We start from the raw sequence: 18,078 nt of genomic DNA, 5'->3' as shown, positions 1-18,078 counted from the left end.
TTTATATAGAATGAGAATTTTGTTGCTGAAGAGATTGGTCTTTGGGCAAACCAGAAGGAATCTTATCTAAACAACTACAAGCCACTTGATGATCACCCTGCTGAGTAACTAGGCTCGGAGGATCATGGAAACAATGTTCTTCTCTAAATGGACAACGATGGACGAATATACACCCTTTCTTCTCTATCGTAGCATCTACCTCACCATCCAAAATAATCCGGTCCCGATTTTCAATAAAGTGATTCAAATCTGTAACGACAGAAACTAATGCCCTTGTATAAGGATGACTTGGATTTCGAATTATTTTCTCTGTATTTCCAACCTCTACCACTTCACCTTGATACATCACCGCGATACGATCACACATGTAACTTGCTGTAGTTAAATCATGGGTAATGAATAGCATCGTTAATCCCATCTGTTTTTTCAGCTTTAATAATAAGTTTAATATTCCTGCTCGAACAGAAACATCTAACATCGAAGTAGGTTCATCAGCCGCAATAAAATCAGGCTTTAATATGATGGCACGAGCTATCGCTATCCGTTGCCTCTGACCCCCACTTAATTCGTGAGGATACCGATACATAAAACGCTCAGCTGGTTTTAAATCTATTGCTTCGATAGATTCTTTAATTATTTCTATTTTTTCGTTATGAGAAATTCCTTTCATATGTGCGTTAATTGGTTCCATTAATAAATCCACAACTCGCATGCCAGGGTTCAGAGTGTCATAGGGATCTTGAAAGATCATCTGCATATTAGGGAGAAACTTTGAAGTCTCTCTTTCATTTAACTTGCATAAGTCTGTCCCATTAAAAAGAATTTCACCATGGGTCTCCTTTTGCAAGCGTAATAGCATTCTTGCGGTAGTAGTTTTTCCACAGCCACTCTCTCCAATAATTCCTAATGTCTCTCCCTTTTTTATTTCAATAGAGATATTATTCACAGCGTGAATGGGAACATTTTTGCGGTTAAAGAAATGGCGACCAACTTTTTTTGTAAAGGTTTTGTTTAGGTTTTTCACTTCGATTAAATTTTCCTTACTCACGATAGTCACCCTCTTCTAAGAAACAGGCTACATGATGATCCTTTTTCACTTCTAATAATGCTGGACTTTCCTCACTACAACGGTTCATCGCATATTGACAACGTTCCTTAAATCGGCATCCCGATGGTAGATTAACTAAGTTAGGTACAGTCCCAGGAATCGAGCTTACCTCTTTATCAGGATTCAATAAATCTGGTGTTGCATTAAGTAGACCTTGTGAATAGGGGTGTCTGGAATCGTTTACAATATCATCAGTGCTAGCCCATTCTACAATTTTCCCTGCGTACATAATTGCTATTCGGTCACAAACAGAAGTTACTAGAGGCAAGTCATGGGAAATCATAATAATTGATAAGTCCAACCTTTTCTGTAAGTCTTTCATTAGAGCCATTACTTGCGCTTGTGTTAATACGTCTAGACCTGTAGTTGATTCATCTGAAATGATAAGTTTTGGATTACAAGACAAGGCCATAGCAATGGCCACACGCTGCTTCATTCCACCACTAAATTCGTGAGGGTAACTTTTCCATCTATCTTTGTCAATTCCTACTAATTCTAACAATGACTTAGTTCTTTCTAATGCTACCTTTTTGGTCACATCCTCATGCAATAAAATAGATTCGATGATTTGATCACCAATCGTATAAACCGGATTTAATGAATTCATGGCACTTTGCGGAATCACAGAAATATCCTTCCAACGAATTTTCTCCAGTTCTTTCTCTTTTGCACTAACTAAATCTTTACCATCTAGGACCACTTCACCTGAAACTATGTTTCCCGGATATTCAATTAAGCGAAGAATAGAAGATGCAACAGTAGATTTTCCACAACCAGATTCTCCAATCAAACCCAGCATTTCACCTTTTCTAACACTAAACGATACGTCCCCTGCCGCTTCAGCTGGTCCCTCTGCTGTAAAATAATGTGTTGTTAAATTCTTTACTTCTAGAATATTACTCATTAGACTTCCTCCCCTTGCGTAATCTTGGGTCTAAGATCTCTTCCATTGAATAACCAGTAAATGCGAAACCAATAACAAGAACCGTAATTAAAATCCCCGGAGGTAGAATCCACCATAACCATGCATCAGTTAGGAAGGCACTTCTTGCTTGTGCATAATATAAAACGGTACCCCAGCTTTTATTAAATGGATCACCTAATCCCAAGAAACTTAGAGAAGCCTCGATTAATATAGCTTGGCTTGCAGCTAATACAAATTGGGATAGTGCAATTGGTACAACACCTGGCAAAATATGTTTTGATAATATAGTAGATACTTTTGAACCAATTGACCTCGCTGCTTCAACATACCCTTTCGTTTTTACTGTTAACACTTGTGAACGGATTACCCGAGCAGGCCCTGCCCATGTTAAGACGCTAATAACAAAAATGATATTCCAAAAACTCGGTCCGATAAATGCTGCTAATAAAATCATTAATGGAAGAAACGGTATAACAAGTACTAAATCTACGACTCTCATAAGGAAGTTATCTATTTTCCCACCGTAATATCCAGCGATAATACCAATTAAACACCCAATTGCCACTGAGAGAAAAGCTGCTATAATTCCTATAAGTATCGATATCCTAGTACCATGTATTAATTCACTCAATATATCCTGTCCAACATCATTTGTCCCTAACAGGAAGTTGCTGTTAGGTGAAAGAAATGGTGCTCCTACTCGTGCAGTAGGATCATATGGAGAAATCAAAGGAGCAAACAATGCGATAAAAATATAGAATAAAAGAATGGCTATCCCAATCATACCTAAGTTATTGTTAGTAAATACTGTTAAATAGTGTTTCCATTTTTGTTTATCCATTACTTTTTCCCACCTTCGGATCTAAGAATGGGTACATTAGGTCAGCAATAAAATTGGCTACAATAACACTAAGCGTAATAATTAAGAAAGTCGCCTGAATTAAAGGGTAATCTCTAGCTAACACTGATTCAAACATAAGTCGTCCAACACCTGGATAAGCGAAAACAGTTTCAATAACTGTCGCCCCGGATAACATAAAACCTAGACTTAGCATGAAAACTGTTGCAACTGGTAGTAAAGCATTGCGCATTGCATGGCGATATTTGATTGTTCTATTTTTAACTCCCTTTGCTTTGGCCATCTTAATGTAGTCTTCTCCTAAAACATTCAACATGGAATAACGCATCGTCATAAATACATTTGTTACAGAAATTAAAACAAGAGAAACAAGTGGTAAAATTAAATGCTTTGTAATATCAACTACACGTTCCCATCCTGTATAATTGGACCATCCCGTTTCAGCGCCAAACACCGGTAACCATCCTAAGGTGCCTGCAAAGATAGAAACTAAAATCATCCCAATCCAAAACGATGGCATTGCACTTAGAAACATAAAAAATGTCAGCATATTAACATCCGTTCGCGTCCCACGTTTCCAGGCTGAAATTGCTCCAAATATCACACCAAGTATGGTGGCAATTACCAAATTTAATCCCGCAAGCAATAAGGTCCAAGGTATGCGATCACTTAATAATTCAATAATGGGCATTTTTTGTTGATAGGAATATCCAAAATTCCCTGTAAACATATCTTTAAGATAACTACCATACTGAACGTACAATGGATCATTTAATCCAGCATCTTCTAACACTTGTTGTTTTTCCTCAGAAGTCATAAAGCCTACGTCTTCTCCTGCTAAATACATAAGCGGATTTCCGGGCATTAGACGTGGCAGCAAAAAGTTAAGAGTCAATATTATGAAAATAACAATGCCATATTGTGCTATTTTCTGTAGCATGTATTTACTCATTCAACCACCTTCAATTCATTATTCTTTAAATTTTAAAAAAATAAAATAATTTATAAACAAAATGGGTGCAATAATAAAAATTCAGCACCCATTTTGTTTAGATTAGGATTTTTTTGCCCCTTTTTTCTTGAGAAAAAATAATCCACCAGCAATCACAATGACTCCGAGCAGTAAATACAAAAGTGTTGATCTTCCTCCTGATTCATTTGCAATTGCCTCCGTGTCAATCTCCTCTTCACCCGTAACTTCTGATGACGCTTCTCCTCCCATCACTTCTGATGCATCATCCTGTTCTTTATCTTCATTATCCAGAGTTACGAATGATAGTTTATTAATTAACCCTTTACCTAATTGGAATGTATAATCATCGTATACATTAGGATTATAGGCATTAATGATTTCTTGATAATAAAGTGTAACGATTGGTGTTTCGTCGGTAATTAATTGCTGTAACTCTAATATCAATTCTTTCCGTTCACCTTCATCTATTGCATCTTGCAGTTCAGCAGCTAATTTATCAAATTCTTCATTACTATATCCACCAATATTAACCGAACCTATACTTGGATCGGAATGAAACAATTCAATTATTCGGTCCGGGAAAATCTGCATCGTACTGGACCAACCCCATATAGATAAGTCAAAGTCTCTACCTTGACTGACATCGAAGCCAGGCCAGACAAGTGAATCAACCGTGGTCATATCCATCGCCCGTACTGATGTTTCAATTCCTATATCATTCATCCATTCTGTGATAATCTCTGCTGTACGGATTCTAGTTGGGCTATCTGAATAAACGAGCATTTCTAATGATATTTCTTCACCATCTTGTCCCTCAACAAACCCATCACCATTGGTATCTTCAAATCCAGCATTCAAAAGTGTTTGTCTTGCAGCATCCATATCATGATCGACTGATAACTGATCATTAAAAAATGGAGATTCAGGATGAATAAACCCAGGACTTCCTACCTCAGCATAGCCTAACAAAATCGTATCTATTAAATATTGATTATCTATCGCCAATGAAATAGCTTTTCTAAAATCTTTATCGGACATTGGATATCTTTCGGAATTCAATTGCAGCAATGTAGTCGAAAAGCCAGCACCTTGATCAATTTTAACATTTTCGTTACCTTCAAATTGTTTTACTAACTCCGGTGAAACGTTGGCTGACACGACATCCAACTCCCCAGATTGTAATGCTGTAAATAATGCAGTAGTATCTTCAATAATCGGGAGAATTAATTCACCAATTGGTGGCTCACCTAAAAAGTATTCCTTATTGGCTTCCAATCTGTAATATTCACCAGAACGATGTTCACTTAATTTGTATGGTCCGCTTCCAATATTATTGTCCGACTCATCAGGGTTATCAATTTCAGACCAAATATGTTTTGGTAAAATAGGTAAATCAGCTAAAGGCTGAATCATAAAATTCGGATCAGCAGCACCTAATGTAATTGTAAATTCTGTATCACTATTAATTTCAAAACTCTGTATATCAGCAAGCGGATTGGTAAAACGTGATTTTGGGTATTCATTAAAATAATCGATTGTAAATTTCACATCATTTGCAGTAAGGGGTTGTCCATCATGAAACATGATATTTTCATGTAGCGTTAAGTCATAGGTTAAACCATCTTCACTTACTTTATAATCCTTAACAAGCCAAGGAATAGGTATATTTTTATCATCAAGTTGAAACAACGTATCATACATTAAATGAACTAAATCCAAACCCGGACTCCCAGTGACATACGTATAGGGGTTTAAGGTATTTTCATCAGATGAGATTCCCACGCGTAACTGTTCTACTGTTTGCGCTTGAGTTAACATTGGAGCACTAGTTAGTAATAACACAAAAGCTAAAAGTAAAAATAGTATTTTTTTACCCAATGTTACTTCCTCCTTTTTATTTTTATTTCAGTAATTCATCTAAATGAAAATTACCCTCTCTCCTGAATGCTTCTGCAAAAGCATAGTGTCCATGAGTAGCTAGTCCGTGATATACGTGGACTGCCTGATCTAATGCTTTATGCACAGCTTGCCCCTTCTCATAGTGATTTGACAATTTTGAAAAACCCGGAACTAAGCTTTCTAGATTCGATTCAGAGAGGGAATTTTCAAAGTGCTGTCCACTGAATTCCATCTGACTTTTTAATACGCTCATTGCCTCATTTTTTAAATCCCACACATCCGATACGTCAACTACTGTATTCGGTTGATGTGGGGTCATATAATAGATTGTAGGAATCGAATGTGGTTTAAGTTCAGGCATTTTATCTAAAGCAAAATCTCTGCCCGCTAATGCAATTCCTTCTAGTATTGTAATCATTGCCTGTCTGCGGTCAGGATCTAAATCATGAAATGAATGCTCGGGATCTTGAGTAATAATAATGTCAGGCTTTATCTCTCTAACAACTCTTACTATTTTTTCTTTCGACTCAGCACTGGTGTCAACATGACCCATTTCGAAATCAGTAAAACCCATTTTGACACCTAATACATTAGCTGCTTGCAAAACTTGTTCCCTTGACTTATTACTCGACAACATAATTGATGCATAAGACTCACCACCATTTTTCACGTTCTTTGCTAATGCACCACCACACTCAACCACCTCCATACCATAAACCCCTAACAGTAATACTTTTTGTCTTTCCGCCATAATTAACACCCTTCCTGTTTTTTGTTCATTCTAAATATACTGAAAATTTTATTTAAAAATTTAAATACACTACCCCCCTAATGTATGTTATTAAAATACTACTTCTTTAATCAAAAAAAATCAAGAGGATTTATAAAAATTATATAACTTATTGTATATAAGCGGATCACATTACTTCTTTTTTTATATTCTCTATACCAAATCGATTAACAAACCTAGAAAACTTTTCTCTCTTCCCACCATTTTCACGGTAAACATCTAGAATTTTATCTACAAGATTATATAATTCTTCTGGTTGTAATTCATCAGCAAATAATTCCCCAACTTTTGCATTATAACCTTTAGCCTGCCCTCCAATATATAACTGATAATGCTCTTTTTTCTTTAATACACCTATGTCATTAACAAGTGGTTCTCCGCACCCAATTGGACATCCGGTGTATGCGGGTCTCAAAGTAAAAGGAACTTTCTGGCCAGCTATTCTTTTATTCAATTCTTTGGCAACAGGTAGCCCTTCCTCCACTTCTCCCTTACAAAAATTGCACGTCCTTAAACTTTTCACATAATTACCGACTTTGTAATAATGTAATCCAACTTCATCAAACTTTTCCTTTGCATTCTCTAGTTCATTCTCCGGGATTTTTACAATTAATTGCTGCAAAGTAGTTAATTCTATTTCAGCATCTTCTTCTAAATAGTCGCCTAAAGCAATTAATTGCTTTGGTTTTAACCAAGAACCAAAACCAATTCCACCGTTAACTGCCAATGAGATATACTTTTTATTCATAAGTAGTCCTCCATAATTTGTATATACAATTTTTCATATAATACCATACCCTTGTTATGTATGCAATACCATAGGATGAAATATTAAAATTATTCATTCTACAAATTGAATCCATTACACTGTTAACACCCAATAACTTCAAATTGATTTAAAACCAACTTAATTTTGAAACAGTGCATGAAGTCTGGTTAAAATTTACTTCATATACTCTTTTAATGTACCTTACAGTTTCTTAATTGGTGGCAAGACATTTCCTGCTATAAAAATTGAACCTACAGCTGAAGCAACTAAAGCAAGAATAATTAACCCCTATTTAAGTTTGAGACCTTACGAAGGATGAGATCGCAATTTTAATTCAATTTTTGTAATTAGATAAATAGGCTGTGCTGCAGTTAGGTTGGTTGTAAAGGAACAAATTCAAAAAAAATGTTTGGAATGGTAAAAGGATAAAGTGTTCACAAATTGTTCAAATAAATCTTTATTTTCTTATTCAGAAATTATCCACATTAGAAGATAATTAGAATATTTCAAGTTAGGACATGCATATGCTGTACTGATTAAACAACATAGAAAGGTGGTTAATTTATTGGGAGCAACATTGTATTTAGTTTTTCTGATAACCCTTCTGTTCTCGGTTATTATTGTTGTTAAGACAGCTTACAATAGAACGAAGATACCATGCATGACTGGTATGATGATAGCAATGACTTTGGGAATGAGTGTCGGTTTGCTTCTTGGTGTTATCTTTGGAATTTTATTTACAGATGACTTTTTTATAGCCACATTATTAGGGATGGTTACTGGTATGGCTGTAGGCTTTTTAGCAGGAGTGCCCGTAAGTATAATGGCCGTGTTGGATGGCCTTTTATCCGGTTTCATGGGAGGGATGATGGGCGCCATGCTCGGAGCGATGATTGCTGTTGAGTATCATGAAACGATTGTTAAAATAATGTTCTTTTTATTTCTTGCAATGGTGCTGATTCTGATTTATATGATGCAAAATGAGATTAATGGAAAGAAAAAATCTATTTATCAGAACCCTTTGGTTCCTGTTGCCCTTTTTGGATTCCTGTTTTTTATATTTAATCAAACTGGGCCCCTCTTTTTGTCATCTGAGTCAGCTGAACATAATCATTCTAAGCATAACTCAAAAGACAATGGTTTATTGATTAAAGCCAATGAATACGACTTTCTACCCAGTGATATTAACATCCAAGTTGGAGAAACGATAACGATGTCAATCGAAAATACTGGTACAGTAGAACATGACCTGGAAATTATTGACTTTGCTCCAGAGGGTGTACAGCGGAAGACCTCCCATAATCATGGCCTGTCAGCAAATACAATTCACTTACATGCGGAGCCTGGGAAAAAGGAGACTATTTCCTTTACTCCAGTTGAGAAAGGTATATACAAATTTGTTTGTACGATACCGGGGCATAAAGAGTCAGGTATGATTGGTACGTTGAAGGTTTCATAAAAGATATATAAAATGAAAAGAGCGCTGAATTGTAAACACAAAATCAGCGCTCTTGTTCAGTCTCACTTAATCGCCCGTGGGATTTATCCTAATATTTCTATTCCGTTTTCTTATCTACTTAAAAACGAGCTTTAGGGACAGTTGTCCAAAAGCCCATTTTTTGATGATTTTAACCTTAGCTTATTCCTTTAATAACTTCGCATTAATTGCAACGATGATCGTACTTAAACTCATCAGCACTGCCCCAACTGCCGGACTTAAAACAATTCCAATTGGAGCTAGAACTCCCGCTGCCAGTGGGATAGCAAATATATTATACCCTGTTGCCCACCATAGATTTTGAACCATCTTTCGGTAGGTTTTTTTCGACAGATCCATCAGCGCCACAACATCATTTGGATTGCTTTTCACAAGAACAACATCCGCGGTTTCCATTGCTACATCAGTACCTGCACCAATTGCAATTCCTAAGTCAGCAGTTGCTAATGCCGGTGCATCATTTACCCCATCCCCTGTCATTGCAACTTTCCACCCTTTATCTTTGATTTTCTTAATCTGGTTGGCCTTATCGTCTGGTAAAACTTCTGCATATACTTCGTCAATACCTAATTGTTTTGCCACCCAGTTTGCTACTTTTTTATTGTCACCGGTAAGCATAATCGAATGTATACCGTTTTCTTTTAAAGATGCAATTGCTTCTTTCGCTGTCTCACGAACCATATCCGCAAGTGCAATCATACCGATTAACTTGTCTTCAAGGAGGACAAATACCACTGTTTTCCCTTCCTCTGACATTTCATTGAACAACTGCTGATCATAAGCTAAATTATTGCTATTTACATAGCCGGGACTGACAACATTAACTTTTTTGCCATCTACTTTTCCTTGAATACCTTTACCGGTTATTGATTCGAAGTCAGTTAGTTTTCCTAGTTGAATGTCTCTTTCTTTCACAGCTTTCACAATTCCTGTAGCTATTGGATGTTCGGAGTTTTGCTCCACAGTAGATGCATATTTTAAAATATCTTCTTCGTTATATCCCTCACTAGGAACAATATCTGTTACACCAAATTCACCTTTCGTCAGTGTACCTGTTTTATCAAAAACAACAGCATTTAAATTTCGTGCACCTTCGAAGTTTGCACGATTACGGATTAACAATCCTTTCTTAGCCGAAATTGCTGTAGAAACTGCTACAACAAGTGGGGCTGCCAATCCCAGCGCATGAGGACATGTTATAACCATTACAGTCACCATTCGCTCAATAGCAACATCTAAGGAATGACCAAGAAGTAACCAAATAAATAAGGTTGCAAAACCTGCAACTAAAGCAAGGTAAAATAACCACTTAGCTGCACGGTTTGTTAAATCCTGTGTCCTGGATTTTGATTCCTGTGCTTCTTTAACCATTGTAATAACTTGAGATAAATACGACTCTTCCCCTGTTTTTTCTACTTGTATCGTAAGGGAACCTTCATTATTAACTGATCCACCGATTACTTCGTCTCCTTTAAACTTTTCGACCGGTACAGATTCCCCCGTTAGCATCGACTCATCTATAGTTGATTTTCCATCAACGATTGTACCATCAACAGGAATCTTTTCTCCTGGTTTTACTAGAACCCTATCATTATTTTTTAGTTCCGATAAAGGAACGTCCTTTACTTGTCCGTTCTCATCTAAACGATGTGCTTCATTTGGCATGAGTTTCACAAGCTGCTCGAGTGCATTTGACGCACCCATTACAGAACGCATTTCAATCCAATGACCTAATAACATAATATCGACCAATGTGGCTAATTCCCAGAAAAGCTGATGACCTCCCCAGCCAAATACGACCATGGTGCTGTATCCATATGCAATGGTAATAGCAAGAGCGATTAGCATCATCATCCCAGGGTTCTTATCTTTTAACTCGCTGATTCCACCTGTTATAAATGGCCAGCCACCATAGAAAAAGACAAATGTTGATAATACAAATAAAACGTACATATCACCCGTAAACCGCCAATCAACTCCCATGAAATCCTGAATCATTGGTGATAAAGCGAGAATCGGAATGGTAATAATTAATGAAATAAAAAACCTTTTCTTGAAATCACCAACCATATCGCCATGATCATGATGACCATGTCCTTCATGGCTACTGTGGTCGTGCCCGTGACTTTGATGACTATCGTGATTATGACCGTGCCCTTCATCCATATGATGATTTTGTGTTTCATGATTTTCTTCGTGGTTCTGTGTGTGTTTATGACTTTCATGATTGTGATGTTCATGTTCACTGTGCATGTGTTTTTTATCCCCATGTCTTGTCATTAATTTCACTCCTAATCTAATATTTGTTTGTCCATACTATTATTCTGTATAATATATCCCTTTCTTAATTTGATCATATCATACAATACCCCCGTATGGTAATTAAATAACCAATTTTTAACAAGAATAGAACTATCATCACAAATGATCGTTCTATTCTTTATTATTTTGACTATTATTAGGGGGTCTAAACTTAAATTTGGTTATTCATCCATTCCTTTTCATTACTTGAACCGTGACAATCTTGATACATTTGCTCCATTTGCTTTTCATCCATATCTGGGTGCCTTTCCTTCATGAATGCAAGCATTTCCTCAAAACTCCAACCATTATCTGATCCGTTACTAGCATAAACTGCATTACCTAACCTAAAGCCAATACAGCAACAATACCTAAAGATGTTAGCTTCTTTTTCATTATAATGGTCCTCCTTTCGCTAAGTGATTATTTCCTTGTGGTGTAACTATATAATAAATTTTTTGAGAATCTATCAAGTAAAAGTTAAAAATAGATGAATATAATCATTCTGTGTTTGTAAAAAATCTGTGCAGTTTTTATGGAGTTTTATGATATCAGTTTATATTTAAAAATAATGGGAAGTTTATATTATATAATAAATTACTAATATGGAGGTTTTATAAATGGCACACGAACAACATCAGCAACTATTACAAACTTTACATGAATGTATGACTGAGTGTAATCACTGTTATGATGCATGTCTAAAAGAGGACGATATTAAAATGATGGCCGAGTGCATTCGACTGGATAGAGAATGCGCTGATATTTGTGCTTATTTAGAACAAGCAATCTCAAGAGGCACGCCATTTGTTTCAGAATTAGCATCCGTATGTGCTACCATTTGTGAGGCTTGTGGGAATGAATGTAAAAAACATGACCACGAACACTGTCAAAAATGTGCAGAAGCTTGTTTTAAATGCGCAGAGGCTTGCAGAAGTATCGCTTGACTTTAATTATACGTTGAAACTTTAAACTACTACTTAAAAGATTGCTCACAACTCGATTATGAGCAATCTTTTTAATAATTTTTTTCAAGTAGATTAACCTATAAGATATTAAGGTGATTTAACCCATTTATACCCTACACCCCAAACAGTTATAAAATACTCATCGATTGGAAATCCCGCTTGGCGGATTTTTTCTCTGATATTTCGAACGTGAGAGTCAACCGTCCTTCCTCCGGTATCTGACTCGAAACCCCAGATTAAATCAATTAGTTGCTCCCTTTCAAATACTTGATTTGGGTTCTTAATTAAATGTCCAATCATGGCAAATTCTTTTGGAGTTAATCTGATATGATTATTCTTATAAGACAGTTCATACCTCGTTTCATCCCATAGCAAACCATTTATTTCAACACAATTATTTGGATTCCTTCTACGCAACAGTGCTTCTATTCTGGCTAATAATTCATCTTCGTTAAACGGCTTGGTGATATAATCATCCGCACCTAATTTTAACCCTTTCACAATATCACCTTTTTGTTCACGAGCAGTAACCATAATAATAGGAACATCCGAAAATGTTCTGACTTCCTTGCAAAGATCCCATCCATTCATTTCTGGCATCATTATATCAAGCAATACGATATCAAAAGACTCCTCTTCTAGGAGTTTCAAAGCTTCATCTGATTCAAGTGCTGTTTTGCAAGTATAATTGTAAGGTTCCAGATATAAAGTTAATAAATCCAACATTCGCTGCTCATCATCTACAATCAAAACTTTATTCATCTTTGCAGCCTCTCCTTAACGATATAGTGACGCATGTTCCTTCCCCCAATTTACTTTGCACTTCCATGCTCCCTCCATGGGACTCTATTATTTCTTTAGCAATGGCTAATCCTAAGCCTGTTCCACCGCTTTTCCGTGATCTTGACTTTTCAACTCTGTATAAGCGGTTGAAGATATGTGGCAGGTCTTCTTTTGGAATACCCTCGCCTTCATCTGTAATAATAACCTTAATATCTTCATTCATCTCATTTACTGCTAATGAAACATGTCCATTGTCGTATGAATGCTTTCTTGCATTATCCAAAATATTTAGTAAAACCTGTTGAAATCTTTCCGTATCAACATATACTATTGTATCCTCAGGGCAGCTAACAGAAAATGTGATATTTTTTTCTGCAAAGGCAGGTCTAATTCGCCCTGCCAGTGAATGGATCAATTCTCCTAACACGATCTTTTCACGATGGATAACAAACTTGTTTTGGTCCATTTTAGCTAATTCAAATAAATTTCTGATTAATTCAGTTAATTGTTCCGTTTCTTCCCGGATTATATCAATATATTCTCCTTTTTTCTTTTCAGGAATGTTAGGTCTACTGATTACATCTGCATATCCTTTAATATAGGTTAATGGCGTGCGGAGTTCATGCGATATGCTTGCTAAAAATTCATTTCTTTCATTTTTTAATTGGTCCAAGTCTTGTGATAATTTTGTTATAGAATTCGCTAACTCTCCCAGTTCATCTTTTCTTCCCGTATCTAATTCAACCTTTTTCTTCCCTAATCCTAACTGTTCTGTTGCCTGATTTATTTTAATCATTGGATGTGTAATAAATCTGGATAGAATAAATATGGTAATAATAGTTAATAGTATTGTAATCATACCAGCCACAAGAAACTGTTCACCCAAATGGCCAACAATCTTTTTCACATTATTTGTAGGGGCAAACATAAAGACATGGCCTTGGTGCTCTCCATTAATCGTAATTGGGCTGTCAGTCACAAGATATTTTTTCTCAGTCCAACGATTTTCTACGATTTCACCTTCTGTTGGCACGTTTTCATAATCGGTATGTTCAATTACTTCTTTCATTTCCTGTTCAATTGGATCTGAATTTATGATTATATTTCCTGTTGGATCGGTAATTATAACAGCAAAATCAGAGGCAGATTCCATCTGTCCCACATGTTCTAATGTTGGACTTTCAAAATTGTCTTCCAAAACAGCCCGATGTGTATTGCCACGTGCTAACAAATTGTCCATTACTTCTTCAATTCGATCATTGAGCAAATTAGTATATAATATAAAAAACAAAAACGATTCAATGATTAAGATGAACACGAAAAATAATAATCCGATTTTCAAAGATAGTTTATTAAACATAACAGCCCCCTTTACTGCCAATAGGTTAGTGTATCAAAGATACCGATAAGAAGGAGCATCGCACCAGCAGCCTTTTGTGTTATCGCACCTATCTTTTTGCTTTTCTTTAGAATTGCACCACTTGCACCAAAATACCAAATAAGAAAGATTACGATCAAAAGTGGTAGAGACGTAGCAATTCCGAATATAGAGGGCAATATTACACCATACAATGTTGTCAAAACTACAGGCATTAATGTTAATATAAACAAAACAAACATGGTTGGGCAAAACGCTAATGTAAAGCTCACTCCCATTAAAAAACTTCCTAAGTAGCTATCTTTCAATTTCTTTGTTGGAAATTTGATAATTCCTAACGATTTCCTAAAACGAAATAATCCCATCATAAAAAATCCAATTATGATAAGCAAAGGGCCAATTACTTTTCTAATTACAGGAAATAATTGTGTTAATGAACTATTCACTTCTCTTCCAAGCAGCCAAATAATGATGCCCAGAATGGAGAAGATAATTATTTTCCCTAATATAAAGAAGAATACATGTAACCAGGGTACTTTATCTACTAACGATTTATTCCCATATATGGTAATAGCACTAATATTACTTGTAAGCTGACATGGCGCAACAGCCCCTATGACTCCAAGTAAAAAAGCAAATAATATTGGAATATGTTCAAAACCATAGGCTAGCTCATGAATTGGTCCGCTTAATAAACTACTAATTTGATTAAATAAGTCAAACATTTCCATTCAACCCTCTTAAACTTAGTATACTTTTCCATTCTTTAAAATTTGATCCCATGATTCCGCACCATCTTTTGATACATAGGCTTGTCCTTTTGTAGTATAAATAGCATATTCTTGATTATCCTGTGGATTTTGAGCAATATAGACAGGACCGTCCTCAGTTAAATTTGGCAAATTAATTTTTTCTTGTTTTCCTTCTTCCATATCATATTTAATTAAAGATGGAGAGTTGCTATAGCTTGCATAGAATAGGTTATCTTCATTAAAAAACACTGCGGTTCCCTGTGCTGCATCTGTAATTAATTGAAATTTCGACCCAGCATCATTTGAAATATAAACACCCGCTGTTGTTGCTGCAGCAACTAAATTTGAATCAGAGGGATGAAGAGCTAATGCAAATATTTCACCTTCTAAGCCAGAAGCATTGACACTTTCCCATGACTCTCCATCATCTATACTCTTGTAAAAGCCTTGATCTAACTCAGAGTTTTTACCTGGATTCATTAAGAATATATCATGACTATTATAGCCTACTGCCAGAGCATGAAAATCTGTTTCCCCTTCAAATTTCAAACTTTCCAGAGTCTTTCCTCCATCAAAACTTCGTTGAAGACCGATTGGGTTAGGCAAATCTGAGTCTTCACCCGGATGGCCTGACGTATAAAAACCCTGGTCCACCGCATTAAACCCCATGTAATCATTAAAATTCTTTGTAGTTTCATACCATTCACCATCACGGTAAATCTTTAATCCTGTGTGAGATGCAAAATATAAACCATTATCGCCTCCAGCATAACCCATACCATGGACATGCTCTATTGACCCATCAAAAGGAGTTTCAAAGGATTCATTTTCATCACTGCTGCATCCGGCTATAATTAAACCGGCAATAAATGTTATAATCACCATTACTTTTTTAATCATTCTAACTTATCCTCCACTTCAGCCTAACTCTTCATAATCGCTACTAAAAATAATGCAATATTATACAAAAAATGTATTTATTTTTTGTGCAGAGTAATTATCATTTCTTTAAGATTGACTTTAATCGTTCATACTCTGATTCATCTATTTCACCTTTTGCCAACCTTTCCTTTAATATATCCAGTGAATCTTTTTTTCTTCCTCCATTAGCATAACTGGAAACTAGATAAATACCTAAAATTATTAAACCAGCCCAAAATATAATCATACCTACCATTGGCCATATTGAGCCGAATCCATGCATAGAGTGCATTATAATCACCTTCTTATATAACTAGTTTTCAATAGTATACAATTAAAGTATCAAGAAAATATGCATACAATCCTATCTTCATTTAAAACAGAAGATTTTAACGAAGATGTAACATAATCTGCAAATAATTTGCAAATTTGAAGGGTAACGTATCTAAGAACATACAATGAGAGGAGTATATGTATGAAATTCAAAAAATTGCTGATAGGATCTATCTTATTGCTTGCCATTTTTACGCTAGCTGCTTGTGCAGGCAACAATGACGAACCAAGCCAAAATGAAGATGCTGATACGGAAACGGAACAAAGTGCAGATGAGGCTAATGGCGATCAATCTACAGAATCTGAATCTGATTCCATGGAAGGAATGGATCATTCAAGTTCAGGTGAGGTTCCTGCAGAATTAGCATCTGCGGAAAGTCCAACTTACCCCATTGGAAGTGAAGCAGTCATGAATGCACAACATATGAAAGGAATGGATGGAGCTGTAGCAACCATTGAAGGTGCTTATAGCACAACAGTTTATTCAGTGACCTATACTCCAACTACTGGCGGAGAAAAGGTGGAGGATCATAAATGGGTTATTCATGAAGAAATTGAAAATGCAGAAGAAGAGCCCTATCAATCGGGGGATGAAGTCGTATTAAATGCGGATCATATGAAAGGGATGGATGGAGCAGAAGCTGTTATAGAATCTGCCGAAGATACCACCGTTTATATGGTAACTTATACAGATGTGCAAACTGGAGATGAAGTTACAAATCATAAATGGGTAACGGAGAGTGAACTGTCCCCGGTTAAATAAATATAAAAACAATCCACTAGAGCAATCTGGAACATTACTTACCAGATTGCTCTAAACAATGATTCCGGAAGTAAAAATTATCCACCGGAACTTTATCTAATTACACTATCATGCAAAAAATCCTATCTTGCTTATACCCCATTTTATAATTGGTTCATTTTATCTAGCATCTCAGTTTTTGTTGGATTCGTATACAATAAAGTTGTATGTATATTGGAATGACCAGCTTGATTTGCTACTTCGTGAATGCTCATACCTTTGTTGATTGCATTAGAACAAAAGAAATGTCGTAATACATGTGGAGTGATGTTCTTGCCAATTTGTTTGGAGTACCTCTGGAATGCGATGTTAACTACTGTCCGGTCCAACCGACGTTTTCTGTTACTTGGAAACAAGTAATCTGCATCAATATCTTTGTTATTTCGTTCTTTGAACCAGGATTGAAGAGCAATCTTTACTTTCTCACTCATATAAACAATTCTACTTTTATCGCCTTTTCCATCTCTCACCGTAATTTCACGGGTAATTAAATGCACATCATCTGTATGTAAACTCAATGCCTCAGATAACCGAAGCCCAGCATATGCAAATATAGTTGATAAAGCATAATAGCGAACATTACCGTCATCTAAAATTACTTGGCGGAACTTTTCTACATCTTCACACCCCACCGTTGACAAAGAAGCATATTGCTGCTGTACTTTTTCGAAATCTTTTTTACCAATTACCATTTCTGGCTGTACCGCTAATTCTTCCACCAAAAATTCGTTAAATTTAATTAAACCGCTTAGTTTTGTGTTTATTGTTCTAGGTTTCAATTTTTTTACCGTTTTCAAAAACGAGACATATTCACGAACATTCTCGTGATTTAGTTTTTGAAAGGAAATATCTTTTGATTGATCAAACCACTTTAAATAACCCTTGGCTGACTGAGTATATCCTTTAATGGAATTTTCCTTTAGGTCTTTTTCTTTCAAATAATCAATGAACTTTTCAATCATTCACTCACCCCATAAATTATGTTGGACTACAAAAACTTAATTAATCTTAAATTATGT

The 18,078-nt window shown here is 35.8% G+C and carries 17 protein-coding genes; 3 read left to right on the top strand and 14 right to left on the bottom strand.

Features of this window, described 5'->3' with window-relative positions; genetic code table 11:
* Position 1: 1 nt before the first annotated feature.
* The 7 genes from CIL03_RS08900 to CIL03_RS08870 all read right to left on the bottom strand — a co-directional run bounded on the left by CIL03_RS08900 (position 2) and on the right by CIL03_RS08870 (position 7,302).
* On the bottom strand, positions 2–1,048 hold the full coding sequence (locus CIL03_RS08900; RefSeq protein ID WP_094885492.1) for an ABC transporter ATP-binding protein: 1,047 nt from the start codon (positions 1,046–1,048) through the stop codon (positions 2–4).
* The gene (locus tag CIL03_RS08895) at positions 1,041–2,012 is read right to left on the bottom strand and encodes an ABC transporter ATP-binding protein (RefSeq protein WP_094885490.1); all 972 of its coding nucleotides are present in this window, start codon (positions 2,010–2,012) and stop codon (positions 1,041–1,043) included. Before CIL03_RS08895 ends, CIL03_RS08900 begins: the two co-directional genes overlap by 8 nt.
* The gene (locus CIL03_RS08890) at positions 2,005–2,874 is read right to left on the bottom strand and encodes an ABC transporter permease (protein WP_094885489.1); all 870 of its coding nucleotides are present in this window, start codon (positions 2,872–2,874) and stop codon (positions 2,005–2,007) included. Before CIL03_RS08890 ends, CIL03_RS08895 begins: the two co-directional genes overlap by 8 nt.
* Positions 2,867–3,844 (bottom strand): ABC transporter permease, encoded by a 978-nt coding sequence (locus tag CIL03_RS08885; protein WP_094885487.1) that lies wholly within the window; start codon positions 3,842–3,844, stop codon positions 2,867–2,869. The genes CIL03_RS08890 and CIL03_RS08885 overlap by 8 nt, the downstream gene beginning before the upstream one ends.
* 102 nt (positions 3,845–3,946) lie before the next feature.
* Positions 3,947–5,743, bottom strand: a complete 1,797-nt coding sequence (locus tag CIL03_RS08880) for an ABC transporter substrate-binding protein (RefSeq protein WP_094885486.1) — start codon at positions 5,741–5,743, stop codon at positions 3,947–3,949.
* 22 nt (positions 5,744–5,765) lie between these two features.
* A complete protein-coding gene (locus tag CIL03_RS08875; protein ID WP_094885484.1) occupies positions 5,766–6,515 on the bottom strand; it encodes a PIG-L deacetylase family protein in 750 nt (249 codons plus the stop codon).
* Positions 6,516–6,681: 166 nt separating this feature from the next.
* Positions 6,682–7,302 carry an NAD(P)/FAD-dependent oxidoreductase gene (locus tag CIL03_RS08870; RefSeq protein ID WP_094885482.1) on the bottom strand — a complete coding sequence of 207 codons (621 nt, stop codon included), beginning with the start codon at positions 7,300–7,302 and terminating at the stop codon, positions 6,682–6,684.
* 586 nt (positions 7,303–7,888) lie between these two features.
* Between CIL03_RS08870 and CIL03_RS08865 the strand changes: the two genes are divergently transcribed.
* Positions 7,889–8,782, top strand: coding sequence for a plastocyanin/azurin family copper-binding protein (locus CIL03_RS08865; protein WP_094885481.1), 894 nt, complete (start codon positions 7,889–7,891; stop codon positions 8,780–8,782).
* A gap of 180 nt (positions 8,783–8,962) precedes the next feature.
* On the opposite strand, the gene CIL03_RS08860 is transcribed toward CIL03_RS08865, so the two are convergent.
* Positions 8,963–11,101, bottom strand: a complete 2,139-nt coding sequence (locus CIL03_RS08860) for a heavy metal translocating P-type ATPase (protein WP_240508032.1) — start codon at positions 11,099–11,101, stop codon at positions 8,963–8,965.
* Between the two features lie 641 nt (positions 11,102–11,742).
* Between CIL03_RS08860 and CIL03_RS08855 the strand changes: the two genes are divergently transcribed.
* Positions 11,743–12,069 (top strand): four-helix bundle copper-binding protein, encoded by a 327-nt coding sequence (locus CIL03_RS08855; RefSeq protein WP_094885479.1) that lies wholly within the window; start codon positions 11,743–11,745, stop codon positions 12,067–12,069.
* Between the two features lie 108 nt (positions 12,070–12,177).
* On the opposite strand, the gene CIL03_RS08850 is transcribed toward CIL03_RS08855, so the two are convergent.
* The 5 genes from CIL03_RS08850 to CIL03_RS08830 form a co-directional block, all read right to left on the bottom strand.
* Positions 12,178–12,852: a response regulator transcription factor gene (locus CIL03_RS08850; protein ID WP_094885478.1), complete on the bottom strand. Its 675-nt coding sequence runs from the start codon at positions 12,850–12,852 to the stop codon at positions 12,178–12,180.
* Positions 12,845–14,233, bottom strand: coding sequence for a sensor histidine kinase (locus tag CIL03_RS08845; protein WP_094885476.1), 1,389 nt, complete (start codon positions 14,231–14,233; stop codon positions 12,845–12,847). The genes CIL03_RS08850 and CIL03_RS08845 overlap by 8 nt, the downstream gene beginning before the upstream one ends.
* Before the next feature lie 11 nt (positions 14,234–14,244).
* Positions 14,245–14,976 carry a cytochrome c biogenesis CcdA family protein gene (locus CIL03_RS08840; protein ID WP_094885610.1) on the bottom strand — a complete coding sequence of 244 codons (732 nt, stop codon included), beginning with the start codon at positions 14,974–14,976 and terminating at the stop codon, positions 14,245–14,247.
* Between the two features lie 21 nt (positions 14,977–14,997).
* Complete coding sequence (locus tag CIL03_RS08835) at positions 14,998–15,903, bottom strand: F510_1955 family glycosylhydrolase (protein ID WP_094885474.1); 906 nt, start codon at positions 15,901–15,903, stop codon at positions 14,998–15,000.
* Positions 15,904–16,003: 100 nt separating this feature from the next.
* Complete coding sequence (locus tag CIL03_RS08830) at positions 16,004–16,216, bottom strand: SHOCT domain-containing protein (protein ID WP_094885473.1); 213 nt, start codon at positions 16,214–16,216, stop codon at positions 16,004–16,006.
* A gap of 183 nt (positions 16,217–16,399) precedes the next feature.
* On the opposite strand from CIL03_RS08830, the gene CIL03_RS08825 reads away from it, so the two are divergent.
* The gene (locus tag CIL03_RS08825; protein ID WP_094885471.1) at positions 16,400–17,020 is read left to right on the top strand and encodes a YdhK family protein; all 621 of its coding nucleotides are present in this window, start codon (positions 16,400–16,402) and stop codon (positions 17,018–17,020) included.
* A 143-nt stretch (positions 17,021–17,163) separates the two neighbouring features.
* On the opposite strand, the gene CIL03_RS08820 is transcribed toward CIL03_RS08825, so the two are convergent.
* Positions 17,164–18,021 (bottom strand): tyrosine-type recombinase/integrase, encoded by an 858-nt coding sequence (locus CIL03_RS08820; protein ID WP_094885470.1) that lies wholly within the window; start codon positions 18,019–18,021, stop codon positions 17,164–17,166.
* Between the last annotated feature and the right edge of the window lie 57 nt (positions 18,022–18,078).

Source organism: Virgibacillus indicus, assembly GCF_002266285.1.
Lineage (GTDB): Bacteria > Bacillota > Bacilli > Bacillales > Amphibacillaceae > Virgibacillus_K > Virgibacillus_K indicus.
This window is presented reverse-complemented; position numbering and strand designations above follow the sequence as displayed.

What these genes read in the sequence shown, in the direction of transcription:
- CIL03_RS08895 (WP_094885490.1), bottom strand. Translation starts at nt 2,012, where the DNA reads ATGAGTAATATTCTAGAAGTAAAGAATTTAACAACACATTATTTTACA.
- CIL03_RS08890 (WP_094885489.1), bottom strand. Translation starts at nt 2,874, where the DNA reads ATGGATAAACAAAAATGGAAACACTATTTAACAGTATTTACTAACAAT.
- CIL03_RS08885 (WP_094885487.1), bottom strand. Translation starts at nt 3,844, where the DNA reads ATGAGTAAATACATGCTACAGAAAATAGCACAATATGGCATTGTTATT.
- CIL03_RS08875 (WP_094885484.1), bottom strand. Translation starts at nt 6,515, where the DNA reads ATGGCGGAAAGACAAAAAGTATTACTGTTAGGGGTTTATGGTATGGAG.
- CIL03_RS08870 (WP_094885482.1), bottom strand. Translation starts at nt 7,302, where the DNA reads ATGAATAAAAAGTATATCTCATTGGCAGTTAACGGTGGAATTGGTTTT.
- CIL03_RS08860 (WP_240508032.1), bottom strand. Translation starts at nt 11,101, where the DNA reads ATGACAAGACATGGGGATAAAAAACACATGCACAGTGAACATGAACAT.
- CIL03_RS08855 (WP_094885479.1), top strand. Translation starts at nt 11,743, where the DNA reads ATGGCACACGAACAACATCAGCAACTATTACAAACTTTACATGAATGT.
- CIL03_RS08850 (WP_094885478.1), bottom strand. Translation starts at nt 12,852, where the DNA reads ATGAATAAAGTTTTGATTGTAGATGATGAGCAGCGAATGTTGGATTTA.
- CIL03_RS08845 (WP_094885476.1), bottom strand. Translation starts at nt 14,233, where the DNA reads ATGTTTAATAAACTATCTTTGAAAATCGGATTATTATTTTTCGTGTTC.
- CIL03_RS08840 (WP_094885610.1), bottom strand. Translation starts at nt 14,976, where the DNA reads ATGTTTGACTTATTTAATCAAATTAGTAGTTTATTAAGCGGACCAATT.
- CIL03_RS08835 (WP_094885474.1), bottom strand. Translation starts at nt 15,903, where the DNA reads ATGATTAAAAAAGTAATGGTGATTATAACATTTATTGCCGGTTTAATT.
- CIL03_RS08830 (WP_094885473.1), bottom strand. Translation starts at nt 16,216, where the DNA reads ATGCACTCTATGCATGGATTCGGCTCAATATGGCCAATGGTAGGTATG.
- CIL03_RS08825 (WP_094885471.1), top strand. Translation starts at nt 16,400, where the DNA reads ATGAAATTCAAAAAATTGCTGATAGGATCTATCTTATTGCTTGCCATT.
- CIL03_RS08820 (WP_094885470.1), bottom strand. Translation starts at nt 18,021, where the DNA reads ATGATTGAAAAGTTCATTGATTATTTGAAAGAAAAAGACCTAAAGGAA.